We start from the raw sequence: 25,868 nt of genomic DNA on the forward strand, positions 1-25,868 counted from the left end.
CCTAGAAAGTAAATTGGCTCTACCAGTATAAACGAATTAAAAACCCTTCGCCAGAAGGGAAGGGTTTTATAACCATGACGCCTGTTCAGTTTATCGTATCCAAAAAGTTGTCGCTCGCAAAAGATTATCAAGCCCTATTTCGTCACAAACTTCTCCATTTGAACCCGGTCGATCATTCGAACGCCGTATACCCCTCCGGCCAATTTCCCATTTGCCGATGCGAACTTGACTTCGACACTCCGTTTTCCTTCCGTCAGGCGGATGGGGATTTCATAAGTCACATTAAAGAGATGTTCCCCCTGCGTCCCCTCCAGCCTCTGCCGTGCAATCACATGGTCATCAATTAAAATTTCAAAATCCCGCTCCATCAGCCTTCCGTCAACATGAGCTGCTCCTTCGCGGCTGAAGTAGGTCACCTGCAACAACATCGGTTGATCAGGCAGAACCGCCATTTGATAGCTAAAATATCCGCTGCCTATCGCATCTCGGTAGCCGCATTGAGCGTAAACGGAATAGCCTGACCTCGATTGCTCGGACTTCATATGGTGATCAACCTCGGATTGCTGTTGATAAGGATGGACGACATCCACCGTAATGGCCTTCAGCCGTTCCCTCTCAGCCCGCTCGCGATTCTCATAGTTCTTGAATTCCTCTTCAGTCAGTAGATTCCAATAAATCGTATATCGCTGATGGTGCAGGGCGTAGAAAGGGATCAGTCTCACCCGCGAATTGCCGGGTTGCCCGACAGGCTCCGTGACGAACGTCAATGCCTCCCCGTCAACAGGCTTAATCCATTGCCGGATATCCGGCTCATCTGAGACCAATATCGGAACCTCAATTAATGGATGCTGATGCAGCTTCGTATGATTGTCCACGATATCACTGTCAGGAAACGCCTCCGTGCCCAGCGCACCCGCAAGTACGATTGGGCCATACAGGATGCCTACCTTTTTCGCATCATCTTTGGCATGGTACAAGCGAAGCTCCATGGGTAAGGTCACTTCAATCGTATCCCCAGCATTCCAATCCCGCTCGATATTGAGATATCCGGGCTCCGCATCGGCATAGATCTCACTCCCGTTCACCACGGCCGTTACCGCTCCGGCGGTCCATTGCGGAATACGGATACGAAGTTTGAAATGAGCAGCCTTCGCCTCTTCTATAATGAGTCTAGTTCGCGATTGTTTCGGGAACTCTGTTTCCTGTCGGATGACGACCTGGTGATCGTCGAAGGTTGCTTTGGAGGCAATGAACAGATTCACGTAAATCGCATTCGACGTGGCATGATAGATTTCATGCGTATAGCGGGCCGGATTCTCCATGCCGGTGCCTGTACAGCACCAGAACGAATGTTCAGCAGTTCCATATACTTTGAAATGGCCCGGCTCCGTGGATACGAAATACATTTTCATGCCGGTATCCGGATCCTGTGATGCAAGAATATGATTATATAAGGCCCGTTCGTAGAAATCCATGTATTCCGCATCTTGCGACCAGCCGAACAAGTGGCCTGTAAGCTTCAACATATTGTAGGTATTACAGGTTTCCGCGGTCTCAACACCAAGCTTCTCCTGGTTCGCAGCCCTGAAGTGCTCGAAGATGCTGTTGCCTCCGATGATGTAGGAGCGGTTGCGCGTAACCTCTTTCCAGAAAAATTCTGCGGCCTTCCGATAGAAATCGTCGCCTGTGATCTCATATAGCTTGGCAGCGCCGATGACTTTCGGAATTTGCGTATTTGCGTGCTTTCCTTCAAGTTCATCCACACCGCGGGCCAGTGGTTCAAGGATTGCCCGGTGACAGAACCGGATCGCAAGCTCCAGGTATGCGTGGTTATTCGTCAGGCGATACAGATCAGCCATAGTGTCATTCATTCCGCCATGCTCGCAGATTAACATGCGTTGGAATTGCTCGTCCGTCAGTCGATCCGTTCCCTTTTTGGCCCAGTCCGCAAGTCGGATCACGACCTCAAGCGCCTGCTCGATTCCAGTCAATCGGTAAGCATCGATCAGCCCTGCAAAAATTTTGTGCAGACTGTACCAAGGCACCCATGATCCGGCAAGGCTGAAGTTGTGAACTTCAAAATCGCCGGTAAATACGATATCGAAGCAATCGCGGGGAAATCCGCTCACATAACCATCCGGATCATGCGACTGCACATAAGCTAATTCGTTAACTGCATAGACCAGCTTCTTAAGCAACTCCTCGTCGCTCGTTGCATCAATCATGGCTGCGGCTGCGGACAGCCAGTGCCCGATGGAATGTCCTGCAATCGGTGTCTCTTCCCATCCGCCGTATCGCGGTTTTTTCGGCTCCAATGAGGCCGCCTCGTAACAAGGGGCCATTAATCGATCGACATCCAGATGAAGTAAATATCCTTTTCCCGTTTCTTGCGATTCTTTAAAAATACCTTCCAACAGTTCGGTCTTTGGCATTATATCATCTCCCCACAAGTCCACCAATTTAACACTCATACATTCCAGTTTACCTTCTGCATGCGAGATGAACGATGAAAGAACCCAACCATTTTTTTATAAAATTTCACACAAAGCCACGGATCGTTAGCCGTAACATGAACACCCATTACAGAAAACTCAACTTCAGTGCTGGTATTCCATTTATAAAAAAACAGTCCCTTCTACGTCATATAGAAGGAACTGCTGAGCTTAATGATCCTTGCCATAATTCAAACCTAAGCGATAAGCTTGGTCCAGCAGCATGTCGTAATGAGCAGGCTCGGATTCCAGAGTCTCATATAAGAATTCAACCTTTGAATTGGAAATACCGCAATAACCTGCAATTCCCACATTCAGCAGGTGAGTAATCATTTCACCATAGCTGCGTTTGTTCATCTGTTCTTCCGAAACGCCTGCCAAACCAATCCACAAGGCATGCTGGTGATGAAGGTTGTTCGCACCGTATGCAAACCCATTGTTCCATACACGGTCAATATACCCCTTTAGCATTGCCGGCAGATGCCACCACCAAACGGGGAAAATCAATGCCAACGCATCATGCTCCTTCAGCCGCCTTATTTCCGTTTCCACTTCAGGGGAAAAGGTCTGGACCGAAGCGGACCAATCGGGTTCATCTGCGCCTTTAAGGACAGGATCAAAACCAATCCCGTGCAAATCCAATATCTCATAGTCATGGCCAGCCTCGGCAAGACCTTGTACGAAACGATCGGCAACCTTAAAGGTCAAGGAATCTTTTCTTGGGTGGGAAACAACGGTTAGTACTCTCATGCTTATATCTTCACTACCTTTCTTCAGCAGCTGATTTGTAGCCATGACCTATGGCTGCTGTTATTATAAACAGTAGGAAAATGATCCGGAAGTACGCACTTTGATGTGCTATAGGAAGATACATGTGCCATAGGAACACGGAGGTTCCCTAGGGGAATCCCTTGAATCTTGGCCTGAGCAATGGATAAACGGGATTGGAGGATGGAGAGATGACGGAACCGGTGAACAACAGTGCTCAAAAGAAATATCAAGTCGGTGTGGAAGCGGCTTTAGAGGTCATGGGAGGGAAATGGAAGCCTTTAATCATCTACCATCTGATGACAGGGCGGAAACGTACGTCTGAGCTTCGCCGGTTAATGCCCGGCATTACTCAAAAAATGCTGACCACCCAGCTCAGAGGCCTGGAAAAGGATGAGATCGTGACACGGAAGGTATATAACGAGGTTCCGCCTAAAGTGGAGTATGAGCTAACGCCTTACGGCTGGGGATTAAAGCCCGCGCTGGACCTGTTATGCTATTGGGGAGAGGATCACCTGGATAAGATGTACGGAGACAAATCCAAGGTTTTGGAGGAATTCCAAGGCTGCCGTACGGAGGAGAAATAAGCCTTTAAGTGTACTCTCCGAGCCATGAAAAACTGGGACTGCTTGATACTTGATACGTAACGAAAACATAACCTGCCGGTTTAAGAGCAGGTTTTTTTCACAACAACCTTTGTAGACGATTCTCTTGACCTATACCCGGTTGCAACTTTTATTGAAATGGATCCGTCTACTCTATGTGCTGTGCTTTCCTCAAGGCATCATCATGTAACGGCCTCTGATAGGAAATTGGCAAGACGGCTGCCGCACTTCGTATTAACTGCCCCCGTAAATACCCGGGTGGCGGTTAGCTCACGAAGCCTTCATAGCCTGAGTCTTTCACTTTAATGTATCATTCGTCAATATATGAAGCTTGTTCATAAAATTTCCATAGGCTTCGACTTGTGGATCGTGTAACATGAACAAGGGTATAAAGTTACGTATTTTTGACGGCTTGGATGGTGGATACGGAAAAATTATGATGTATACGGATTGGTTTTACTGGCTGTTCGTGCTCGTGGCTGTCGTCACGTACCACCTCGTGCCGCAACGTGTCAGACCTTGGGTGCTGTTTGCCTCAGGTGTCGCTTTTTACTACAATTTTGCAGGTGCTTACCTGTTCCTGTTGCTTGCGGAAGTTGTCATCGCGATTATTGTCGTGAAATCTGCAGCGAAATGGGGCAGGCGATGGATTTATCCCGCAGGGATCCTTACCGCCATTCTGGTCCTTGGCTATTTCAAGTACACGAATATGATGCTGGATACGTTACATAATCTATTCGGTTTTATTCATCAGCCCTTCTTGCCTAAGGCAGAGCAGATCGTGCTCCCGCTCGGCATTTCCTACTTTACGTTCGAGCTGATTCATTACTTGGTTGAACGCAAACGCGGAACGCTGCCGGGGCATCGGCCGGAGGGTCTGTTGTCGTTCATTTTCTTCTTCCCGACGATGGTGGCTGGCCCCATTAAGCAATTTCAAACGTTTCATTCACAGCTAACAGCGAGATTTCACGTGGACCACTTGCTGACCGGCGTCATACGGATCGGGATCGGCCTGTTCAAAAAGCTCGTCCTCGCCGGATCGATTGATATCCTGGCGCAGCCTGTCTATTCGGCGTCCGGCATCGCCGGGACAGATACCGGAGGACTCTGGATTTCGCTGATCGCCTATACGTTCGTCATCTATTTTGACTTTTCCGGCTATTCGGACATTGCCATCGGGACCGCCCGCTTGTTCGGCATCGTCCTCCCGGAGAACTTCCGCTTCCCTTATCTGGCCCGCAGCATCGCCGAGTTCTGGAACCGCTGGCATATCTCGCTCGGTTCATGGCTGACCCGCTATGTGTATTTTCCCCTCGGGGGAAGCCGCGTCTCTGCTCCCCGGGTTTACTTCAACCTGATGGCCACGATGACCGTCTCCGGTCTCTGGCACGGAGCCGCCTGGAATTTCGTGGTCTGGGGCATGTTCCACGGCGTGATGTTGTGCGTGCACCGCTTTTATGTAAAGAAGCTGAAGCCTGCTTTAAAGCCCGTTCCGAAATGGCTGAAGCCGGCAACCGTCACGGTCGCGATATTGTTTACATTCTTCGGGGTGACGATCAGCCGCGTATTTTTCATATTGCCGATCGCAGACGGATGGGATTTAATGCTCCGGCTGCTTGGCATGCGATAAGTTGTCGATACTCGAATATGAATATGGATGGAAATGGAAGTGTAAGCTGTCTTGCCTAAATTCATTCTGAATAAAACCGTATTTGTCATGATGATCTCCTTTGCCTTGATCGGATTGCTCGGATTGAGCATTCGGGCGAATCAAGCGGTCGAAGAAATGAGACAGGAAGTCGTGACATACGCGGAGAAAGAGCTGCGCGTTCCGACCTATGATGCCATTGTCTATACGCCGTTATGGGTCGAATATTTGAAGAAGCACCTGGATGACGGCACCAGGGTGATCGGCATGTTCGGACCCTCCACGCTCTTCGGCACGACCGTAAGAAAAGGGGAGAATACCTCGGCCGGCGTCCTTCAGGCTCATTTGAAGGACAGCCGTGTGATCAACCTTGGAATTTCCGGAGGAAGATTTACGGAGACCTACGCGCTGCTCGCCTCCATGATCGATAAGGTTGATTATGTTGTCTTTGAGATCAACTATGGGATCGTCGTCGTGTCGGATAACGAGCCGAACGTTGTTGTCTACCCGTCGCTGGTGGAGAAGCTGGGACAGCCGATCCCGCGCAGCTGGCTTGCTGATTTCCCGGACAAAAACCGCGAGTCGCTTCCGAGTAATGCCCACAATTGGGTGACGTCCCGCCTCCTGAATCAATGGACCCTCTATCATGACCGCGACGCGATCAGCTACCGTCTGTTCAAGACCCGTACGCCGATGGAGAAAATCCGCCAGGAGGTTCAAAAGAACGAAAATGAAAGAAAAGGGATCGAAGAAAGCTATACGCCGATGTATACCGCTTATGACAACATGAATGACGCTCAGCAGGAAGGCATCGACCAGCACTACGAAGAGCTCTATCGCTGGAATAAGCCTTTCGATCCAGATCACAGCTTCGGGTTATTCATGATCGAACAAACGCTTGATCTGCTGGAGGAGCATCAGAAGCAAGCCGTATTCTATTCCGCTCCGCTCGATAAAGAGCATATCGCTGACAAGAAGCTGTTCCATTGGAGCGAGTATACGGAAGCGATGGGCGCCTATCAGAAGCTGGTAGAATCAAGAGGCTACCCCTTTATCGAATTTAATCAAGAACCGATCAACACCATTCCGCATGAATATTATCGCGACCCGGCTCATCTGATCGACCAAGGGAGTCACCGGTTTGGCGAAATCTTGTATACGAGGATGAACAATTATGGAATTGCAGCCCCATAACGCATCGGCGGAAGCGAAAGCCCGCAGCCTTACGGATCGTGTCGTACGGGCGCTGATCATGGTCGGCCTGGCGCTCGGCGGAGCCGTCGTCCTGATCGCCGTCGTGCTTGGTATTATCTTTTTTTCCGGAGAAACGCAGGAATTTATTTATATGAACTTCTAATATCTGATGCGTAACAGGATGTTGCAAAATCCTCGCATAAAAAACGGCGTGCAAATGACTGACTTTCAGTCCTGCATGCCGTTTTGCAATTTCGCCCGCCGCGATGTCCGAACGGACTTTTCGCTCTGAGGCTCGTCCACCCCGGACGGTTTAACATCTTACATATTTGCGTTTGAAACCAAGCTGATTTTTGTCAACCGCCTTCTGAATGCTTTCGGAGGCGTTAACGATGCTGCTCTTTTTGTTATCCCGTTTAATTTCAACCGGGCCTACGGCCTTAGCAGTCTCGACTGCCTTATCGTGGAGCGGCAGATAGGATACCCCAACGGTGTACATAAAGTTATTCATCGAGGCTTTCGTGCGTTCGGGAGATTCGTGAATCGTCTGTTCCACCCTCTCCAGCATGCTCGCGAGTTTGCTTTCGTCAAACTGGGCGTCCGGCCGGCTGCCCAAGAGCCAGCAATAACAGCTCCATCCTGCCGACATTCGCAGCTCATCGCCGCTTGCGATCCATTGATCGGCAACCTCTTGCGCAATATCGGCTTCCGCCAGGGTGACCGCAACCACGTAATCGGACAGCATATAGAAATACGCCCCCTCGATCCAGCGCTCATAATCCGCCGCGGTCATCGCTTTCGGATCTGCAATGATGCCGGCAAAGTACATGGCGTCGTAATTTCCTGTAGCGTAAAGCTCCTCAGCCAAAGGCTGATTGATCTTGATTTGCTTGGCCATGGGCTTCATCGCGCCTGTCGCCACGCCGAACAGCGGTTCGCGCGCTCCATTGGACATGTACATTTTCTTGAGCCGTTCCTTGCCGAGCGCTTCAAGCTCCTGCATCACCGTTTCAAAATTCATCGTGGGACACTCCCGTCTTTATTTTAGTTGTATTTACTTACCATTATTTTCGCAAAATTCGATTGCCTCACACATTCATTCCCCGCTTGACTTCCTCAATCACGGCTTGCACGCCCTCATGAATCTGCTCCGGGCGGGCGCGGGAGATGCTGATTCGCAAAAACTTCTCCCTCTGCCGATAGTCCGTCAGGTAAAACAGCTTCCCGCTCAACACGAGCACGCCCCGTTTCTGCAGTCGTTCCACCACCCGCTCCAGATTGACCGCCTGCGGCATTTTGAACTGCGTATATATGCCTGATCGGACTTCCGCCACTTCGAGCAGTCCCGGTTCGTTATACCTGTTCACCGCTTCGTGTAAGGTCCTCATCCTCGATTCATACTGCCGATGGATCTTATCCCGGTGCCTATCATACATACCATTCTTCATGTAGATATCCAGCGCCGCCTGAGAGAGAAGTGCAGCACCGTTTAGCTGGTTTGCTTTGTGAAAGCTGGCTGCAAGCGACTCAGGCAGCACCACGGCGCCGATCCGCAGTCCCGGAAAAATGATTTTCGAGAAGCTTTTCAAATACACCACATACCCGCTCCGGTCATACGCAAAAATCGGGTCAAACCCGCGCCGATCACCCAAATCCGCCATGTAGTCGTCTTCGATCACATACACGTCGTGCTTGGCGGCCATACGGGCAATCGCCTTCTTCTCCCTGTCGCTATATGATGTGCCAAGCGGGTTATGATGCCTTGACATCGTGTAGAAGCATTTAATATCGCCGCTGCGGAATATCTCCTCCAGTTGCTGCAGATCGATGCCGTCCGCGGTGCGGGCGATGGTCTTCACCGGCAACCCTTCCGCCTCAAGAAAATCCAAATACTTATTATAACTCGGCTGCTCCACCAGGATGGCCGGCTTGCCGCTCGGGAACGGCATCTCCGCTAACGTATGAAGCGCCTGCTGAATGCCTGAGGTTACCACAATCTGCCCGGCCTTGGCGAACACCTGGTCCGCAGCGAGATGCTTCACGAGCGTTTCGCGCAAAGCCCCCAGGCCTTCCGGATCCCCATAGGTAAACAGATGGTATTTATACGTGTCGATTGCCTTGTTCAAGCAATGTTGGAAATCCCGGTAAGGAAACACATTCAAATCGGGCGAAGAAGAAGCAAAATCAATGATCCCGTGATTCACATCGGTTTCTCTCTCTTCATCCTGCACCACATAATAACCGCTCTGCGGAATCGAGTAGATGAAATGACGCTTCTCCAGCTCCGCATAGGCCCGAATCACCGTACTGACGCTGCAGCCGTAAATTTCGGCCGCTTGACGTACGGATGGCAGCTTCTGTCCCGGTCGCAGCTCGCCAGCAGCATGCTTTTGTTCGATATCCGCCAGGATCACCGAATATTTGTTCATGATTTGCCTCGCCCCCTAAGCCCTCGAATCGGCCCGAAGTTCCTCTCATACCCTACTATACCGAAAAAAGAACTCCCACACCACGACAGCCGGGCGTAACTGTACCGATACAGTTATGGATTTTTCGCATTGTGGCATGATCGGGAATCCCGTACGATTTCAATTGCAAGCTTCATCAACCAGTAGCTAATAGGAGGTTTTATCCATGTCATCCATGCGATCCAACAAGTCGCGACGAGATCGCGCCTTTGCGTATTTAGCAGTTCTCATCTACGCATCCATCATCGGGTTATCTTTTATGTATACGAAAGTCGCTCTGGCGTACGCAAGCGCCATCGACACCTTGGCGCTTCGCTTCACCTTGTCCTTCGCGGCAATTGTGATTCTGGTTGCTACAGGCGTATTTCGCCTTTCGCTCAAGGGCAAGCCATGGCCGAGGCTGCTTCTGTTGGCTTTGATGTACCCGCTCGGGTTCTTCACCTTGCAGGCTTTCGGGCTGAAGCATGCATCCTCTGCCGAAGGCGGCATCATTTTTGCCGTCACGCCGATCCTTACCGCCATGCTCGCGGGATTTTTTCTGAAGGAGTCCACGACGCTGCGGCAAAAGCTCTCCATTCTGCTGTCCGTATTCGGGGTGGTGCTGATCTTTGTCATGCAAGGCTCAAGCATGGATCTTACGAATGCAGCCGGAATGCTGCTGCTGTTCCTCTCTTGTCTCGTATCCGCAGGGTATACCGTACTATCGCGCTTCCTGCTGCGTACGTTCACGCCGCCCGAAGTGACCAGCTTCATGATGACGATCGGGTGCGTGACCTTTTGGCTGGCGTCGCTGTTGGATCATGCGGCCAACGGAACGATGAATCAAATCTTCACACCGCTGGCCAATCCGGATTTTATCTGGGCTATCTTGTATCTCGGCATTCTGGCATCGCTGGTAACGGCCTTCTCGTCCAGCTATGCGCTCTCCAAGCTCGAGGCTTCGAAGATCAGCGTATTTTCCAATCTGTCCACCGTCATCTCCATCGCAGCCGGAGCGTTCTTACTCGGAGAGGCCGTGACCGTCTATCATCTTATCGGTTCGGTACTCATTGTCGCGGGCGTCATTGGAACGAATGTGAGACCAAAGCCCAAAGCGGCAGCAGTGCTCCGGGATACGGAACGAAGCATGCCGAAGGATAATGTTGTTTGACCCATACTTAAATAAAGGGAGTGTATCGAAAATGAACGTAAACCTCGATAGCAAGCAGGATTTTTTGACCGTAGCAAAAGAAAGGCATGCCGTAAAGCGTTATGACCGCACTTATCGGATGAGCGAAGACGAAATCAAAGAACTGCTCCGAATCGCTTCGCAAGCACCTTCCGCCTGGAATCTGCAGCATTGGCATTTCCTCGTCGTGACGGATCAAGCGAGCAAGGACATCCTCCTTGGTATTGCGAACGGACAACAGCAGGTCGCCGAAGCATCGGCGACCGTGGCGATCCTCGGAGATTTGCAAGCCGACCGGAATGCGGAGAGCATATTCGAAGCGGATGTGCAGGCAGGTCGGTTATCTCCGGAGATAAAGGCAAATCTGATCCTGCAAATCCAGGGAGCCTATACGAACAAACCTACCTGGGCGCGGGATCAGGCCTTCTCCAATGCCTCGCTTGCCGCCATGCAGCTGATGCTTGCCGCAAAAGCGATGGGACTGGACTCTTGTCCGATGAGCGGCTTTAATCCGGACAAACTGATCGAGGCCTTCGCGATTCCTGACCGGTACGTGCCGGTCATGCTCGTTGCCATCGGCAAGGCAGCAGAGCCGGCTCGGCCTTCCGTAAGACTGCCGGTCGAAGAGAAGATTCATTGGAATGGGTTCGGATTCCAGGTGTAGTATGCCAGAGCAGAAAAGCCAAGTTTCTCAGTACAGCTGGGAAACTTGACTTTTTCTTATGGAATGTATTTTTATAACATTGACTCGATCTCATCTTATCGTTTATAGTACCTACGTGCTTCAATGCAAAAAAGCCAAAAAGCACAAAAGTGAAAAAGCAAAAAAGAGCGGATGGGGATCCATGTCTTCAAGCCGCTAACCTCATGTATAAGGAGCTCCAGCATCATGGAACGACAGCTTGGTTTTGTACAAAGCATCATTCTTATCGCTTTCATTCTAGCATTTCTGTTTGTTTCGATCTTTATATTCAAGGCGGAGCCTCATATCCCGCTTCTGGGCGCAACGATCGGCACTGCCGCCATATTACGCTTATACGGATTCTCCTGGAAGAAGCTTGAATCCTCTATCATACAAGGCATACAATCCGCGATTATGCCGATCTTGATTCTTTCGCTTATTGGCATATTAATTGCCGTGTGGATGATGAGCGGAACCGTGCCGACCATACTGTATTACGGCTTGGATTATATCGAACCGCATTATTTTGCAGTGAGCGCCTTATATGTCACCATCATGGTATCGATGTTTACCGGCAGCTCGTTCACCACGGTCAGCACGGTCGGTGTCGCCTTGATGGGGATCGCCATGACGACGGGAATTTCGCTTCCTTTGGCAGCGGGGGCCATCGTCTCGGGTGCCTGTTTCGGGGATAAAATGTCTCCGCTGTCCGATACGACGAATTTTGCGCCTGCCGTGGCCGGCATCTCTTTGTTCACCCATATTCGTAATATGATGTATACCACGGTACCTGCGTTAATCATCACAACGATATTATTTCTTCTGATCCCGACGACCGGGTCTATGGATTTGAGCTCTATTCAGCCCATCAAGGAGTCGCTGCAAGACGGGTTTCATCTTCACTGGTTAACGCTGCTGTCACCCCTTGCGGTCATTGTATGCTCGGCAAAGCGTATACCGATCCTTCCCACATTAATAGCAGGCATCGTTACCGGACTGTTGATAACGGCATTCGTTCAACAGCAAACCACGATAAGCAGCTGGTTTAGCGTGATGCAGGGCGGTTACAAGAGTAGCATCGTGAATGAGACTGTAGCTCAGATCGTCAATCGTGGCGGCCTGCAATCGATGATGGGGTCGGTGTCCCTGATCCTGATCGCCTTATCATTAGGCGGCTTGCTGCAGCACTGCGGAGTCATCGAAGCCTTGTTCCGTAAATGGATTGAGCCGATAAAACGGCGCAGCAGCATTGTTCTTATGACGGGCGCATCATCGATCGCCGTTAACGGCATGACCGGGGAGCAGTATTTATCCATCCTGCTGCCGGGCCAAATGTTTAAGGATGAGTATACCCGCAGACAAATACCGGCCAAAACCCTGTCACGAACCTTGGAGGATTGCGGAACCCTCGTCAACCCTCTGATTCCATGGGGCGTCAGCGGAGCTTTCTTCGCTGCGACCCTTGGCGTTCCGGTACTAGAATATATCCCGTTCGCTGCATTCCTATGGTTAAGTCCGATATTCACGTTCGCCTTTGCCTTGATTCCGCAATTACAACGAAACTCGCTGGGAGAAAGTAAGTGATATCAAGCTTCAACTCTGGTCTTGTACCCTATCAATTAGGATACAAGGCCTTTTTATTGTGAGCTATGCAGGTGTAGCTACCTTCCATTTTGACAAGATTCCGAGTATTGGCTCACTGGATAAGCGCTGCGTGCTCAAACGGCTTCGATTCGTTTCCGGTGGATGTGAAGATTAGTTTGTTGACATTATAGGTGCCGCTTACCGGCGGGCAAATCTATTGGTTTGCATGAAAATGAGTGTGGAGGGAATAAAGAAAGGAGACTTCAGCAATCGAGAAGAAATATGCAGATATTTGAAACGCTATAATTAAAGGGATTAAAAAGAAGGGGGGATGTTCGATGATAAAGTTAAACGTGTATTTGAAATTTAATGGTCAAGCTGAAGAAGCTATGTTGTTTTATAAAGATGCGTTGAAGGTTGATTTGGCAGGACCAATTGTACGCTATCAGGATATGAGTGACAAAGAATTACCGGATGAAGACAAAAATCTTATTTTAAATATGGGTCTTGATTTAGGTGAAAGTATATTAATGGCAAGCGATACTAAGGAGCCCATGCACTGGGATTTGATCCCGAATGTAACCATAAGTCTCAATCCAAAATCCCGGGAAGAAGCTGACCGCTTATTTGCGGCATTAAGCGAAGGGGGAACTATAATATATCCGATTGCAGATCAACCATGGGGAGATTATTTTGGTCATCTTAGGGATAAGTTTGGTGTAGCATGGGATGTTATGGTTAATGACTGAATACCTCCTCTCATTCAATATTGGAAGATCCTAGAATCGAACAAGCCTCCTCTACGCCAATTGACTTAGCCCTTTATTTCTTCAGAAGTAAAGGGCTAGGTCACATCAGTCTAAAGTTAAAAAGTCATAAAGCTCAGGTTGTGCGGCTAAAAACGACCCAAAGTGATCATAGTCTTGCATCCGCCTCAGTTTCGCGTTCGGGATGATAGATGCTAGGTAATCCGCATAGCGAATCGGGACAACATGATCGTCTTCGCTATGCCAGAACGCAACGGGCACGCGTATTTTTTGTAGTGGGATGTTCCATGGTTGACCAAAAATCACATAATCATCTACCATTCCGTCCACTTGCCGAGTTGCTTCGATACCGGATTGCTTAAGAACGGGAACCAGGTCGTCCGAAATTAATTTTCGATCCAATTCTGGAAGGTTATCGATATAATATTCCGTGAAGCGGTCTGGGTTAGCATTGACCATATTTGCTAGCTTAGTTATATATGCCCGGGTGAATTCAGGACCCTGAAGGCAAACCTTTTCTTCCGTAAAGAGACAGAGCCCCTCTTGACCAAGGATATCGATAGGACCCATTCCACAAATAACGGCCGTTTTCCGAACGCGTGTTGGCATTCTATACGTACAGGCAAGAGCAAAAGGCGCCCCCCCGGAAATCCCGACAATAGAAAACCGCTTAACACCAATTTCATCAGCCAAAGCTTCAAAATCCTGGCACCAATCATCCAGTGTTCTTCCCGCTTTTGCATCCGATAACCCGTACCCAGGTCGTTCTGGTACGAAAATTCGCAACGGAACTGGGCCTTCTTGTGCAATAGATTCCAGCCGGGCAGCGTAGATTTGGTAGCGTGCTCCCGGCGTTCCATGGAATACAAAGACCGCTTCACCATCAATTTGACCATACTCTGCACATCCAAGTTTTCTGCCATCATTCAACATCACGGTATAATCCCTCATATGCTCATCCTCCATGCTCATTCATAAATTTAGAAACCGCGTGCTTCCTCACCATCACTGCCCGTTAGCTTAAGGACGGTGGTCAGGGAATATATCTGGTTGCTGGGGCGAATGCTGCCGACTCCATAACCGGGCATACAGGCCATTCGACGAAAGCAATTCATCATGGCGGCCCTGCTCCACGATCTGCCCATGATCCATTACAACAATCCGGTCGGCATGCTGCACGGTCTTAAGCCGGTGAGCAACGACGATGACGGTTCGGCCTCGAACAAGACGATCGATTGCTTTTTGAATCTCGGCTTCGTTCTCGGGATCCAGAGAAGCCGTTGCTTCATCGAGGAGAATGATCGGCGCATTTTTCAGCATCGCCCTGGCAATGGAAATCCGCTGTTTTTCACCTCCCGACAATGTGCTTCCTCCCTCACCTACCATCGTGTCGTAACCTTGTGGCAGCTTCAGGATAAAATCGTGACAACAAGCAAGCCGCGCTGCTTCCTCGATTTCCTCACGCGTTGCGTCCTTTCGGCCGAACCGGATATTGCCTGCGATCGTATCCTGAAACAGGTACACATCTTGAAACACCATCGATACTTTGTGAAGCAATGCTTCCGGGTCCATGGCACGAATGTCCTCCCCGCCCATTATCACCGTTCCCTTATCCGGGTCGTAAAAACGGGCAATGAGCCGAAGAATCGTACTTTTGCCGCTGCCCGAAGGGCCGACCAATGCGGTAAAGGAACCCGCCGGCATGCTTAGGCTCACCTCCCGGAGAACCTGCTGATCCATGTAGCCAAACGTAACTTGCTTCAATTCGACATCATGATTTGCAGGGGGCAGCCGCTCTCCTTGCATGACCGGCTCCCGCAAAAGCTGCACGATGCGTCCGCCCGCCTGCTCGAGATAGCGAAGCTCCGCATAACCGGCGAGCGCTGTCATCAACGGATCGAAGATTCGGGTTCCGATGATCAGGAACGCTACGAATGTGATGACATCCAGGCTTCCGCCGAGCAGCAGATGAACACCAGCCATGACCATCAGGGTTAGACCGCCACGAATACAGGCAATCGCGCTCAGTACAATGGGCCCCACGATCCCTTCGAGGCGGATGCTCTGCCGCATCAATTCCCTGAATGAGCTTTCAAGCCGGACAAAACGTTCTCCTGTCAAGTTATAGGCTTTGATCACCCGGATACCGTTCAAGTATTCTTGCAGCCGGCCTCCGGCATCGATCTTGGCCCGCATATGCTGCGAGCCGAGTTTGCGCTGGATGCCGGACGTCAAGAACACCAGCAGGATGGCCAAAGGCATAGCCGCGAACAAGGAAAGCGCGAGGCGCCAGTCGAGGAAAGACAGGCCGATCAAGGCCAGAACCGGCATGACGACGGCTCCGATCATCTGCGGAACCAAATGGGAGATGCCGTGCTCCAGCATCGCAAAATCGCCCGTTATCATATTGGCCAGATCACCCGGATCCCGCTTGTTCAGGTATCCCAGAGACAGCTTGCGCAAATGCTCGGCCAGCCGAGACCGTCCGTTCGCCGCCGCACCGTATGCGTCGCGGTATTGGGCTCGATAAGCAGGAATTTCGCAGACAAACAAGAGAACGAGCGAAGCCGCCAGCCCACCGCACACCCACCAGAGTCGTGCCGTATCCAGCGGGATATCGGGATGGACAAACGGGTTAAAGATCAATCTCGCCGCTTCCACCAACAGCGCAAAAGGAATGATCCCCGCCAGGTTGGCAATCGTCGTGTAAAAAACAGGTTTGACGAGCGAGCGCGGATTATCCGCCGTAATGCTGCGCAGCATGTTCATGTTCAGCGTCCACCTCCCCTTTGCCCATATGCCAAGCTGCCGCTTGACGATAGGAATTCCACATGCGTCCGTACAGGCCGCCCGCCGAGAGGAGCCCTTCATGCCTTCCCCGCTCGACGATTCTCCCGCTGTCCATGACGAGAATTTGTTCTGCATCCCGAATGGTGGACAGGCGATGCGCGATGACGATGACCGTCTTGTTTTTCATCAATGTTTTCAACGCCAGCTGCATCTCATGCTCGTTCTCCGGGTCGGCAAACGCCGTCGCTTCATCGAGCACAAGGATGGGGGCGTTTTTCAGGATCGCTCTAGCCACGGCGATCCGCTGTTCCTCCCCGCCGGACAAATAAACGCCTCCTTCTCCAATCAGCGTGTCATACCCAAGCGGAAGGTCCTCGATGAATGCATGGCACTGCGCCGCCTTCGCCGCGGCGTACACATCTTCCGGCGGCGCGTCCGGCCGCCCAACCGCGATATTGTTGTACACGGTGTCGTAAAACAAAAAGGATTCCTGAAACACGAATGCAACGGTGTTCATCAGATCAGGGGTCGCTATTTCGCGGATATCCACATCGCCGATGCGAATCGATCCCGTGTTCACATTCCAGAAACGAGGCACCAGGTTCGCGATGGTTGATTTGCCCGCTCCTGACGGACCGACGAGCGCCGTCACTTCCCCTTGGCGGGCGGTAAAGGAAATGTCCGCAAGCGCATCGGTATCCGCATGCTCCGATCCATACGAAAAAAAGACGTGATCGAATGTAACATCGAATGAAGTCGGCCGGCTCGGATGCTCGGGCTCCGGCACATGCGGCTCCGCCAATATGCGGTCGATGCGCTCCACGCCCTCGTTAATATCCCTGATTGTTTCGGCCAGGAACATGATTTTAAACATCGGGGCGGATATGCCCGGTGCCATGACCAGGAAAAACAACAGAACAGAGGCGAAGGCGACGCTGCCCGGATCGCGGCTTAACAAAAACACGCCGACAGGCAGAATAAACGCGGCTAACGAGCCAAGAATCACCTTGAAAATTAAAGATCCGTATTGAAACTGATCCGTTAATTTAACGCCATAGTCGCGGTAACGAATCATGTCCTGGTGAAACTGGCGAAAAGATTGTACGGTTTGTCCGAACACCTTGACGGCAGGCATCCCCCGCACATATTGGACGGCAGAAGCATTCATCCGTTCCAGTGAATCATAGCACCGCTTGAGGTTTTCTTTCGTCTCCGACCCGCTTATGAGCGCGATCTGAACCGCGAAACCGAGAACAATCGGCACGATGCAAGCAATCGCCAGCCAAACATTCAGCGTGAACATCACGGCAATCATCAGGAGCGTGGTCACGGCAACATGTACGAGATCAGGTAACTGGTGAGCAATGAACGTCTCCACTTTCTCTACGCTTTGTTCCAGCGTTTTCTTGACGGCTCCCGTCGATTTGCCGGTCAGCCATCCGAGCGGAAGCTTGCCGATATGGCCGGAAAGCTTGATCCTGAGACCGTAAAGAATACGGAAAGCGGCGATATGCGAAGCCATTCCCCCTGCGTACATCGTAATCAAGCCGACTGCGAAGCCGAGCAAAGCGATAACGCCAAAGCGGATCATCTTCGCTCCGTCAGCCAAAGCCGGGGACGCCGCGTGCTCCAACAACTCTTTCAAAATGAAATAGACGGAAGCGTAAGGCACCAGCATACAAATGGCACTAAGCGAAGATAACAGGCCGGAGACGATCATCAGTCCGCGCTTCTCTCCGGCGATTTCCAGCAGTCTGGCTATCCCCTTTTTATTTGTCATAGCTCTCCCTCGACCTTTCGAGTTTTATTGTATTTAAACAAACTCCATAATCCTTAGCGTACAGTCGAATCGATTCCTTCTCTACCAGTAGACGGAGTATTTTCGCGGTTACAGGGAGCCATCGATCCAAAACAAAAAGACTGCTCCGAAGAACAGCCTTTCCATAAAACAATTGTTCATGAATTCCATGCTACAAATCAAAATGAACGTCTAAGCAGGTTTCCGGGATTTACGCCGTACTTTTCCCGAAATGCCTCAGTAAAGTAACTGGGGTTGGAGTAGCCTACCGAAAGCGACGTTTCAGTCACATTCAAGTCTCCTTGCTGCAAAAGGAGAAAGGCTTTTTCCAGTCGTTTTTCCCTCAAATAACCAAATACGGTCGTTCCGTATAGTTCTTTAAAGCCAACTTTTAATTTGTTATCGTTCAGGCCAATCATACGGGACAGTTCGACCAGCGAGGGGGGATTCGCCATTCGTTCCAACATAATATCGCGCGCCCGCTGTATTTTTTGCCTTTCAATGCTAGATAGTCTCGGAGTCTTCGGCTCGGTAAGAAATGACTGAAAGGCCGATGACAGGAGCTCCAGCACATTGCACTCCAGCTCCAGGTTCTTCATGCTGCCTGTTTGCACAGACTGAGACAAGCGTTTAATAATTACGGCAGACGCGGGATCGATGGGCTCATCAAAAAGGCGGAAAGGCTTTCTCCCGAGAAGGCTGGAAAAATGAAGATGCCTGGCACCCGAGATATCCTCCATGTAATGATGGAAGGTCGAAACGGGAATCCCGACTGATAGTGCCTGATAAGGCTGATTTCCGGTAAATTCAAACAGCGCTTTCCCTTCGTCGATGAGTTGAAGCGCACACGTCCCGGGAACAAATTCGTACTGATTTCGTTCGACATGAATAACCCTCGTTCCTTGCAAACAATAGTGAAGCTCAACCATTGGCGTTGTTGTGGCTAGCGGCATGAGAAAATCGCCATGGAACATCAACTCTTCAAACACGATCTCGAGATCGGGGCGAGGAACGAGTCGACGAATGCTTCCATCTCCGATCGGCGTATTCATCGTCATTTCCGACCCCTTTGTACTTTGCTGCCGCAGGCCGAATTCGTCGAAAAACAAATGAAAGTTATGATGGAAATCTGCCATTTTATTCCTACCCCGTTTCGCAAAAATTGTTAATTCAGGATTTTGCAAAATTTATAAATATACTTTTGTAGCATCATTAGCACCTCGATGATGTCTAAATTATAAAATAATGTTTCCCAGAAATATCGCCTTTTCTAAAAAAAGACCAATAACTCTTCCCACATGAGTCGGTGCAAGTCTACAAGATGAGTGCCTCCCCTTTCGAATGTGCTGTTGGTCAACTCTGACCAGCCGTACGCGCCTCCATAGAACCCGTTATTGAACTTATATTTCACTGGTGTTATATTACATATGTGAAATAATAAATTTAAGGGGGTTCTTCATGCACCCTATTTCCAATGTCGAATTCATGCTGCTGCAAATGATCGCGGAATGCCGTCAAGCTTCGGGCTACGATATTAAGAAATTAGTCGATCAACGAGGGTATCGGGAATGGGCGAACATCGGCACGACCTCAATCTACGTCGGACTGAAGAAACTGAGCGATAAAGGATGGATTGCATCCGAGGAATCCGATGGAAAATCCGGCAAGGGACCAGCGCCGACCCGGTATGTCCTCACCGAAGCCGGCATGGCCCAGCTGAAAGATGAGATCCTTGACAGTCTGTCGTCAGCACGTGAGCGCGACAATCGCTTCGATCTTGGCTTGGCCGCTATGCCTTTTATCGGGAACGACATGGCCATAGCTGCATTACGGAAAAGGTTGGATTTTCTTCGGGAGGCTTCAGAAGGCATACGGCAAAAATTCGAATCCCAAGGCGGCGTTCGATTGCCGCTGCACGTAAGGGCGCTGTTCTTGCATCCGCTCAGGCTGATAGAGAGTGAGCAAGCGTTCGTTGCCAGTTTAATTAACGAATTGTCGAAGGAGACCAGGGAAGATGAGCACAATCATTGAAGGCTTCGTTCCTTACCAAGGTGAGCATTGCGAAACGACTGCCATGGGCAATTTAATGCAGTTTGCGGGAGTCCAGCTGTCGGAGCCGATGCTGTTCGGACTCGGACAAGGGCTCGGATTCATTTATTGGGACTCGAAGGGAATGGATTTTCCGTTCATCGGCGGAAGAGTGAAAGTGGATCAGTTGACGGCCAACCTCGCCGACATGCTGCGTTTGACCGTTAACGTTCAAGAAACGTCCTCCGTCGATAAAGCGTGGCGGAACGTACGGGGCTGTATCGAACGCGGGATTCCGGTCGGGCTGAAATTGGATTCCTATTACTTGGACTATTTCACGAGCAAAGTGCACTTTGCCGGTCACTATGCGGTCCTATACGGTATGGATGACGAATACGCCTATATGGCGGATACCGGACAACAGGGCAGTCTGGTGAAGACGCGTTTGACAAGCTTGGCTGAAGCCAGAAATGCAAAAGGACCCATGAGTTCCCGGAATCGTTCCTTTACGCTCGAGCCGATTGACGCCTTACCTCCGCTCGCTCCCGCATTACGCCAATCCTTGACCAAGAATGCGCAGGACTATCTGAACCCGCCTATCCGCAATATCGGAAATAAAGGCATCGTGAAAATGAGCAAAGAAATCCTGAAGTGGCCTTCCCGCAGCAGCCATTTCGAGCATGATTTATGCCTGACGGCTTTGCTGATGGAACGCGCGGGAACCGGCGGCGCTTTGTTTCGGAATCTGTATCGGGATTACTTGAAGGAATGCGCCGATCAATTAGCAGACCCGCGAATCGAGCAAGCCTACCAATTGTTCACGGAGATCGCCCCAATGTGGGTCAGCGTCTCAGCATTAATCGACCGTGCGGGAAGAACGGGCAGCCACCAGGAGCTGCAGCAGGCTTCCAAGCTCTTGCTCGAGATCGCGGATAAAGAACGCACAGCCATGGAGTTATTGTTGTGAGAAAATAAATCGTTCCTTTGTAAAAAAGGATAGAGTTTCAGAAGGTATTCTGATGACTCTATCCCTTTTTCTTTATAATCTGGGCGTAACCTATGAGCGTTGTTAACGGAGGATTCATCTCGTGCGCAGCATTAGCGAAAAACACTTTGTTTTGTGCCTGAGCTTTCTTTAATGCACCTCGTTTCTGTTCAGTGATACGGATTTGCTCCCTGATCCTCTGCATCATCTTCTTAAACATGCCTGCCAATTCACTGATCTCATCGCGGGAGGATACTCGCATATCCATGTTGTAATCCCCGGCATACACCTGCTGAGAGTTTTTGGATAACCGGGGGACAGACTTCGTAAAATAAGCGATCTCTCCACGTTGTGCTGCGGCCAGCTCCTTTCCTTCGTTATCGGTCGCGCCTCCCGCCCTCCCTTTTTCAAATTCTCATGAGGATACCCTCACGGCTCAAACGGTATCGGGCAGATGTATCATCCCAGCCTTACATGTATCGGATATGTAAATTTTTTTCGCGTTACTTCGCTTTTCGCAACATGTCAAAAAAAGGCTTGCGTCAGTCGGAAAATGAGTGTATGATCATCTCACAAGAATATATGAGCAATTGTTCATATACGAGGAGGTAAACGTTATGAGCCATTCCAGCCATCCGCATTCTACCCATGATCATCATGATCATCATGATCACGGGCATGATCACAGCCATGGACATGCTCACGGACATCACGGTCACGCGCATGCCCACATGCCCAATAACAAAAAGGGCCTCCATTTCCTGAACACCTTTCATTTTGTCTCTATAATATCTGTGCATAATAAAAGCCCAAGCGGTGACCCCACTTAGGCTCTATCAGTTTTAATGAAAGGTAAATGCGGCTCCTAATCATTACTTCCATACGAGCGACACACAGCACTCAACATGTGTTGAATAAGCAGTGTCAACTATCATAAGTAAAGTTTCCTGATACCGGGCAAGGAGGTAATAACTCGAATGAAACGGGTACCGGTCGCCCAATACCCCATATAAGGCAGTACTAGGAAGCTGGCACCACCCGCAAAAGTAAATCACAACCAAATTCAAGGGGAAAGTTTATACCTGCCAGGGTACACGATTTGTACGTTAACGTTGATCGTTTGTAAGGAATCTTTGTTTAATACAGTCCCAGATACAATCCGTTTCCACGCATACGGATTCCTGCGAAAAAGAGATTCCCCTAGATTATAAATATCTATTCTCTTTTCAACCGCGGTTTGAAAGGTCTGCCTAATTTGATGCTCAATTTCTTTTTGGGCCAGTTGCGTGAGTTCCTGCTCCGTAACGTCTGCATGTAGCTCATTTACTCCAGCCTCCACTTTAACGGAAACATCGAAATATACTTTGTTATATGTAACCCTTGGTTTAACGTCATATTTGGGTTTTTCCGCGACGAGAACTGCAACAAGCTTGTTATCGGAAAACAAGTTGACGGGCAGTCGGATTGTGTGTTTATTCAGCCATGGCAATCCTTTTATTTCTTCGAGGTTCATGCGTGCGTAATATTTGTCCTTATCGTATATTTGTATGCCTGAATATCTAAGCAGATCATGCGGTTTTTGATTTTCCTTCCACTGATCCTTTCGGACAGATAATTCTGGTATGTAGCTTGTCCTCGCCTTTTCGTTTGAATCCATTACAAATCTTTGCAGGCGGATCGGAGCGAGGATAGAACGCTGCCGATAATTCTGTTCGGGGTTATGTAGAATCGACGCTTTCGGCGATAATCTGAAAAATGGAGTCGCAATTAAGACCTCGTCAAGGGGATCGCGCGTACTGAACACCCAAGCTAAGTACCTTATCTCACGATATCGGTCGATCAGTTCCAACACTTCACCCACTTTTCGTTCCTTCAATAATCTTTCGCTAAACAAGATTGCTGAGATTTGTCCCCAGTTTAACCTTTGTTCCGAAGTGCTGTATAAATCATTCGCCGCTTCTGTAAATGAGATACCTTTTCCTATGCCGATCCAGATCGGAGGCTGTTCCGATTTCTGTTGTCCTTCCAATTTTGCCACTGTGGAGAAATCGAGCAACTGTGCATAAATAATGTATTGGCCATCCGCATAATCAATTCCAACGGCAGTTACATAGTTCATGTTTTGTACTTCGTATTTGCTCCAACATCCGGTGAGAAAGAAGGGAAGCAGAAGAACTGCGGTAAATTTATATGCGTTCATTTCTGCTTATCCCCTTGGCTTGTAGAATCTTGAGTATTTAGCATGTCTGGCCGAGTTTTCCGCCATCTCCATGGTAATCGGAACAAGGCATTGGCGAAGTCTTCATATAGAGGCGAAACCGGAGCCAGGTAAGGCAATCCGAATGAACGCAAAGAGGCTAAATGAGTTATCACGATAAACAAAGCAAGTAAATAGCCATAGAACCCCAAGATGGCAGACAAAGCGAACAGGAAGAAGCGCAAAATGCTTATTGTCCCACTCATTGACTGGTTGGATAAAGTCGAACCGAACACTTGCGTAATAGCTCCTATGACAACAATGCTAGGGGATAAAAATCCTGCGCGTATGGCTGCATCCCCTAAAATAAGCCCTCCCACTACCGTAACTGTAGATCCTATCGCTGAAGGCAACCGAATACCGGCTTCCCGCAATATTTCCAAAAAGATGAGCGCGAGAAACATTTCCCCTGTCACGCCAAGAGGAATGCCTAATCGGTTGATGCCAATTGTTGCAAGAAGGTAATAGGGCAACTGATCCTGATGAAACGAAAGAATGGCAACCCAAAAACCGGGCAGCATGAGTGATACGGTCAATCCGAGCAAACGAAGCGCTTGCCCAAACGTAGACGATAATGCAGTAAAGTGGATGTCTTCCGGCGTTTTCAAGAGCAGGAACAAATTTGCCGGTGCGATCAACGCGGCAGGCGTACCATCCACAATCAGCGCTACACGTCCATTCATCATGCAGTTAACGGTAAAGTCGGGTCTTCCCGTATAGCCCATCAAAGGAAACAAAGCTTTGGTCGGTTCCATTAACTCTTCCAGTTGAGTGGCGCTGATTGCTCCGTCAATGTGAACACGATCCAATTTCATCTTGATATCTTGGACGATTTTCGGATCAACAATGTCTTGCATATAGAGAATTGCAATAGTTGTTTTTGTCCGGACACCTACTGTTTTCGTTTCGTATACCATGCTTGTTGACTTGATTCGTTTCCGAATTAACGCAACATTGACACCGAGTTCCTCAACAAAACCGTCTTTCGGCCCGCGAATAGAGACTTCGATATTGGATTCTTCGGGCTGGCGTGCCGGTTTTTTCGATATGTCGAGGGAGAACAATGAAGTTAGTGTCGGAATAAACAAAAGCAGTTTTCCCTCAAAAATGTCCGTTTCGGATTTTTGCCCCCACTCCTCGAAGGAAATGCTCTCAAGCTGTAATTGACACGACTCCAGAACTTCCTTGTTCTTTTGAAAACCGTGATTTTCGTAAAACCGAGTCAAGTGAGGAAGCACCACATCCTGAATGAGTTGTTGGTTGTCACATAACCCATCGCAATACAGTAAAACGATCCTTGATTGATCGTCGCCAGTTTTTAATTTGTAAACATGATCCTTTACATCACTACACATCTGGAAACGTTGAAGAAGTGTTTGTTCATTAAGCGGTTGTGTATCAGGCGCCCCTTGTTGTGTCGACGATTTTATGTCCTTTGCCCATTTATTACTGAAAAGCTTTATCAATTTCAATTGCTCCTTTTACTCCGTGTTGAGATTAAAATTCGCACGAAATATACGAACATGACCACAATGGTAAAGACACAAAACAAAGGAAAGTAATATCGGCTGAGCAGGTCTTGAAAAATCATATCGCTGATTGGCAACAATGTAACAACCAGCATGAATAAAGCGCCCAGAAACATAGGCAACCACTTATACTTTTGCAATTCCCACAATTCGCTTAAGAGTAACAGGGAAAGGGAAACTCGAATGTACATACCGGATAACCACTGGTAAATCGAGAAAAAATCAATATGCTCCACATACTCGCCCAGTCGAACCATTCTCCATTGTTCGAAAGGGGGGTATCGTTGGTGTGCCGCTTCATCAGGGCCATACATGGCGATCGAGCCCATCAAAGGGCCGAGCGTTAGCCCGGATAATATGATGCAAATAAGCATTAAACTTTTGAAACCTGGTTTTTTCGTTAACTTGTGCTGAAACAAAATCAGCAACGACAACTCCAACAATCCCCCAGCTGCGTAGGGTATGCCTTTCCAAAGCGGAGATAACCCATTTTCGAGAAGAGGAAATAGCATGGTGTAGTCTTTAAACTGAAAGTTTGCAACCATGACAAGGTCACCCAGAATAACAACAAAAGGCAACAATATCCCGCTTAAAATTGCAATGGTGCGAAGCCCTTTAAATGCCGCGAAGAAGCATCCGAAAAGCGTCGTTCCTGCGAGAACAAGCATTGGAGATTGAGGCATATAAGTTGCAATTGTCCATGTTATAGTGTCCTTAAGGGAAATGACTCCCATAAGCCATACAAGTACACTGTATAGAACAATCAAGGTTACCGAGAGAACCATTCCGAATTGTTGCTTTAACCAATCCCTAACGTGCATTCCGTTCATGTTTTTTAGGATATGGCTCAGAATGCCAATCCAAATTGGCGAAGCGATTAATACAAGAAGTACTACAAGCCAGGCATCTCGCCCTGATGAACCGAGCAGTAACGGTATGATGATGACGTGGTTCAGCAAACCGACAGAAAGTATTATGATCATGTATGACTGTAAAACTGAAATTTTCGGCATCAAACTCACCTTACCCTGTGAAGCACTAAATGGAAGCAGTACCATTACTTTTCCCATCTTCTTCATTTTCATCCCAAAATCACTCATTTTAG

22 protein-coding genes are annotated in these 25,868 nt (G+C 49.2%); 10 read left to right on the top strand and 12 right to left on the bottom strand.

All coding sequences use genetic code 11. From position 1 onward, the window contains the following. Window positions 1-134: 134 nt before the first annotated feature. A complete protein-coding gene (locus MKX76_RS17885) occupies window positions 135-2,432 on the bottom strand; it encodes a beta-L-arabinofuranosidase domain-containing protein (RefSeq protein WP_341034351.1) in 2,298 nt (765 codons plus the stop codon). Window positions 2,433-2,663: 231 nt separating this feature from the next. Then, the gene (locus MKX76_RS17890; protein ID WP_028404454.1) at window positions 2,664-3,242 is read right to left on the bottom strand and encodes an NAD(P)H oxidoreductase; all 579 of its coding nucleotides are present in this window, start codon (window positions 3,240-3,242) and stop codon (window positions 2,664-2,666) included. Between the two features lie 209 nt (window positions 3,243-3,451). Here MKX76_RS17890 and MKX76_RS17895 point away from each other — a divergent pair, with 209 nt between their 5' ends. From MKX76_RS17895 to MKX76_RS17910, 4 genes are all read left to right on the top strand, one after another. Beyond that, the gene (locus MKX76_RS17895) at window positions 3,452-3,847 is read left to right on the top strand and encodes a winged helix-turn-helix transcriptional regulator (protein ID WP_007131046.1); all 396 of its coding nucleotides are present in this window, start codon (window positions 3,452-3,454) and stop codon (window positions 3,845-3,847) included. Window positions 3,848-4,241: 394 nt separating this feature from the next. Next, on the top strand, window positions 4,242-5,495 hold the full coding sequence (locus tag MKX76_RS17900; RefSeq protein WP_232239262.1) for an MBOAT family O-acyltransferase: 1,254 nt from the start codon (window positions 4,242-4,244) through the stop codon (window positions 5,493-5,495). A 51-nt stretch (window positions 5,496-5,546) separates the two neighbouring features. Beyond that, window positions 5,547-6,707 carry a hypothetical protein gene (locus tag MKX76_RS17905; RefSeq protein ID WP_028404456.1) on the top strand — a complete coding sequence of 387 codons (1,161 nt, stop codon included), beginning with the start codon at window positions 5,547-5,549 and terminating at the stop codon, window positions 6,705-6,707. Further along, window positions 6,688-6,870, top strand: a complete 183-nt coding sequence (locus MKX76_RS17910; protein WP_028404457.1) for a hypothetical protein — start codon at window positions 6,688-6,690, stop codon at window positions 6,868-6,870. Before MKX76_RS17905 ends, MKX76_RS17910 begins: the two co-directional genes overlap by 20 nt. 150 nt (window positions 6,871-7,020) lie before the next feature. Here MKX76_RS17910 and MKX76_RS17915 read toward each other — a convergent pair whose 3' ends face one another. Both MKX76_RS17915 and MKX76_RS17920 read right to left on the bottom strand, forming a co-directional pair. After that, on the bottom strand, window positions 7,021-7,728 hold the full coding sequence (locus MKX76_RS17915; protein WP_028404458.1) for a DNA alkylation repair protein: 708 nt from the start codon (window positions 7,726-7,728) through the stop codon (window positions 7,021-7,023). Window positions 7,729-7,795: 67 nt separating this feature from the next. Continuing rightward, entirely contained in the window at window positions 7,796-9,136 is a 1,341-nt protein-coding gene (locus MKX76_RS17920) for an aminotransferase-like domain-containing protein (RefSeq protein WP_341034352.1), read from the bottom strand. Window positions 9,137-9,341: 205 nt separating this feature from the next. On the opposite strand from MKX76_RS17920, the gene MKX76_RS17925 reads away from it, so the two are divergent. The 4 genes from MKX76_RS17925 to MKX76_RS17940 all read left to right on the top strand — a co-directional run bounded on the left by MKX76_RS17925 (window position 9,342) and on the right by MKX76_RS17940 (window position 13,358). After that, window positions 9,342-10,325, top strand: coding sequence for a DMT family transporter (locus tag MKX76_RS17925; RefSeq protein WP_007131040.1), 984 nt, complete (start codon window positions 9,342-9,344; stop codon window positions 10,323-10,325). 31 nt (window positions 10,326-10,356) lie between these two features. Further along, window positions 10,357-11,007 carry a nitroreductase family protein gene (locus MKX76_RS17930; RefSeq protein ID WP_341034353.1) on the top strand — a complete coding sequence of 217 codons (651 nt, stop codon included), beginning with the start codon at window positions 10,357-10,359 and terminating at the stop codon, window positions 11,005-11,007. A 225-nt stretch (window positions 11,008-11,232) separates the two neighbouring features. After that, a complete protein-coding gene (gene nhaC, locus MKX76_RS17935) occupies window positions 11,233-12,609 on the top strand; it encodes a Na+/H+ antiporter NhaC (RefSeq protein ID WP_341034354.1) in 1,377 nt (458 codons plus the stop codon). A gap of 338 nt (window positions 12,610-12,947) precedes the next feature. Next, entirely contained in the window at window positions 12,948-13,358 is a 411-nt protein-coding gene (locus tag MKX76_RS17940) for a VOC family protein (RefSeq protein WP_051425059.1), read from the top strand. Window positions 13,359-13,463: 105 nt separating this feature from the next. Here the strand turns inward: MKX76_RS17940 and MKX76_RS17945 are convergent, their stop codons facing one another. The 4 genes from MKX76_RS17945 to MKX76_RS17960 form a co-directional block, all read right to left on the bottom strand. Next, window positions 13,464-14,327 carry an alpha/beta fold hydrolase gene (locus tag MKX76_RS17945; RefSeq protein ID WP_028404462.1) on the bottom strand — a complete coding sequence of 288 codons (864 nt, stop codon included), beginning with the start codon at window positions 14,325-14,327 and terminating at the stop codon, window positions 13,464-13,466. 69 nt (window positions 14,328-14,396) lie between these two features. Beyond that, window positions 14,397-16,145, bottom strand: a complete 1,749-nt coding sequence (locus tag MKX76_RS17950; RefSeq protein ID WP_210095631.1) for an ABC transporter ATP-binding protein — start codon at window positions 16,143-16,145, stop codon at window positions 14,397-14,399. Beyond that, window positions 16,114-17,946 (bottom strand): ABC transporter ATP-binding protein, encoded by a 1,833-nt coding sequence (locus tag MKX76_RS17955; protein ID WP_341034355.1) that lies wholly within the window; start codon window positions 17,944-17,946, stop codon window positions 16,114-16,116. The genes MKX76_RS17950 and MKX76_RS17955 overlap by 32 nt, the downstream gene beginning before the upstream one ends. A gap of 197 nt (window positions 17,947-18,143) precedes the next feature. Then, on the bottom strand, window positions 18,144-19,100 hold the full coding sequence (locus tag MKX76_RS17960; RefSeq protein ID WP_210095629.1) for a helix-turn-helix transcriptional regulator: 957 nt from the start codon (window positions 19,098-19,100) through the stop codon (window positions 18,144-18,146). Window positions 19,101-19,422: 322 nt separating this feature from the next. On the opposite strand from MKX76_RS17960, the gene MKX76_RS17965 reads away from it, so the two are divergent. Together MKX76_RS17965 and MKX76_RS17970 are read left to right on the top strand one after the other, a co-directional pair. Beyond that, a complete protein-coding gene (locus tag MKX76_RS17965) occupies window positions 19,423-19,995 on the top strand; it encodes a PadR family transcriptional regulator (RefSeq protein WP_213614984.1) in 573 nt (190 codons plus the stop codon). Beyond that, a complete protein-coding gene (locus MKX76_RS17970; RefSeq protein ID WP_341034356.1) occupies window positions 19,979-20,959 on the top strand; it encodes a BtrH N-terminal domain-containing protein in 981 nt (326 codons plus the stop codon). Before MKX76_RS17965 ends, MKX76_RS17970 begins: the two co-directional genes overlap by 17 nt. A 58-nt stretch (window positions 20,960-21,017) precedes the next feature. On the opposite strand, the gene MKX76_RS17975 is transcribed toward MKX76_RS17970, so the two are convergent. The 4 genes from MKX76_RS17975 to MKX76_RS17990 form a co-directional block, all read right to left on the bottom strand. Beyond that, complete coding sequence (locus MKX76_RS17975) at window positions 21,018-21,341, bottom strand: HAMP domain-containing protein (RefSeq protein ID WP_341035055.1); 324 nt, start codon at window positions 21,339-21,341, stop codon at window positions 21,018-21,020. 699 nt (window positions 21,342-22,040) lie between these two features. Beyond that, window positions 22,041-23,177: a Ger(x)C family spore germination protein gene (locus MKX76_RS17980; RefSeq protein ID WP_007131027.1), complete on the bottom strand. Its 1,137-nt coding sequence runs from the start codon at window positions 23,175-23,177 to the stop codon at window positions 22,041-22,043. After that, entirely contained in the window at window positions 23,174-24,706 is a 1,533-nt protein-coding gene (locus MKX76_RS17985; protein ID WP_244152739.1) for a spore germination protein, read from the bottom strand. The genes MKX76_RS17980 and MKX76_RS17985 overlap by 4 nt, the downstream gene beginning before the upstream one ends. Beyond that, window positions 24,703-25,848, bottom strand: a complete 1,146-nt coding sequence (locus MKX76_RS17990; RefSeq protein WP_007131025.1) for an endospore germination permease — start codon at window positions 25,846-25,848, stop codon at window positions 24,703-24,705. Before MKX76_RS17990 ends, MKX76_RS17985 begins: the two co-directional genes overlap by 4 nt. Between the last annotated feature and the right edge of the window lie 20 nt (window positions 25,849-25,868).

It is taken from the genome of Paenibacillus sp. FSL R5-0810, assembly GCF_038002285.1.
In the GTDB taxonomy this organism is placed as follows: Bacteria; Bacillota; Bacilli; order Paenibacillales; family Paenibacillaceae; genus Paenibacillus_AQ; species Paenibacillus_AQ lactis.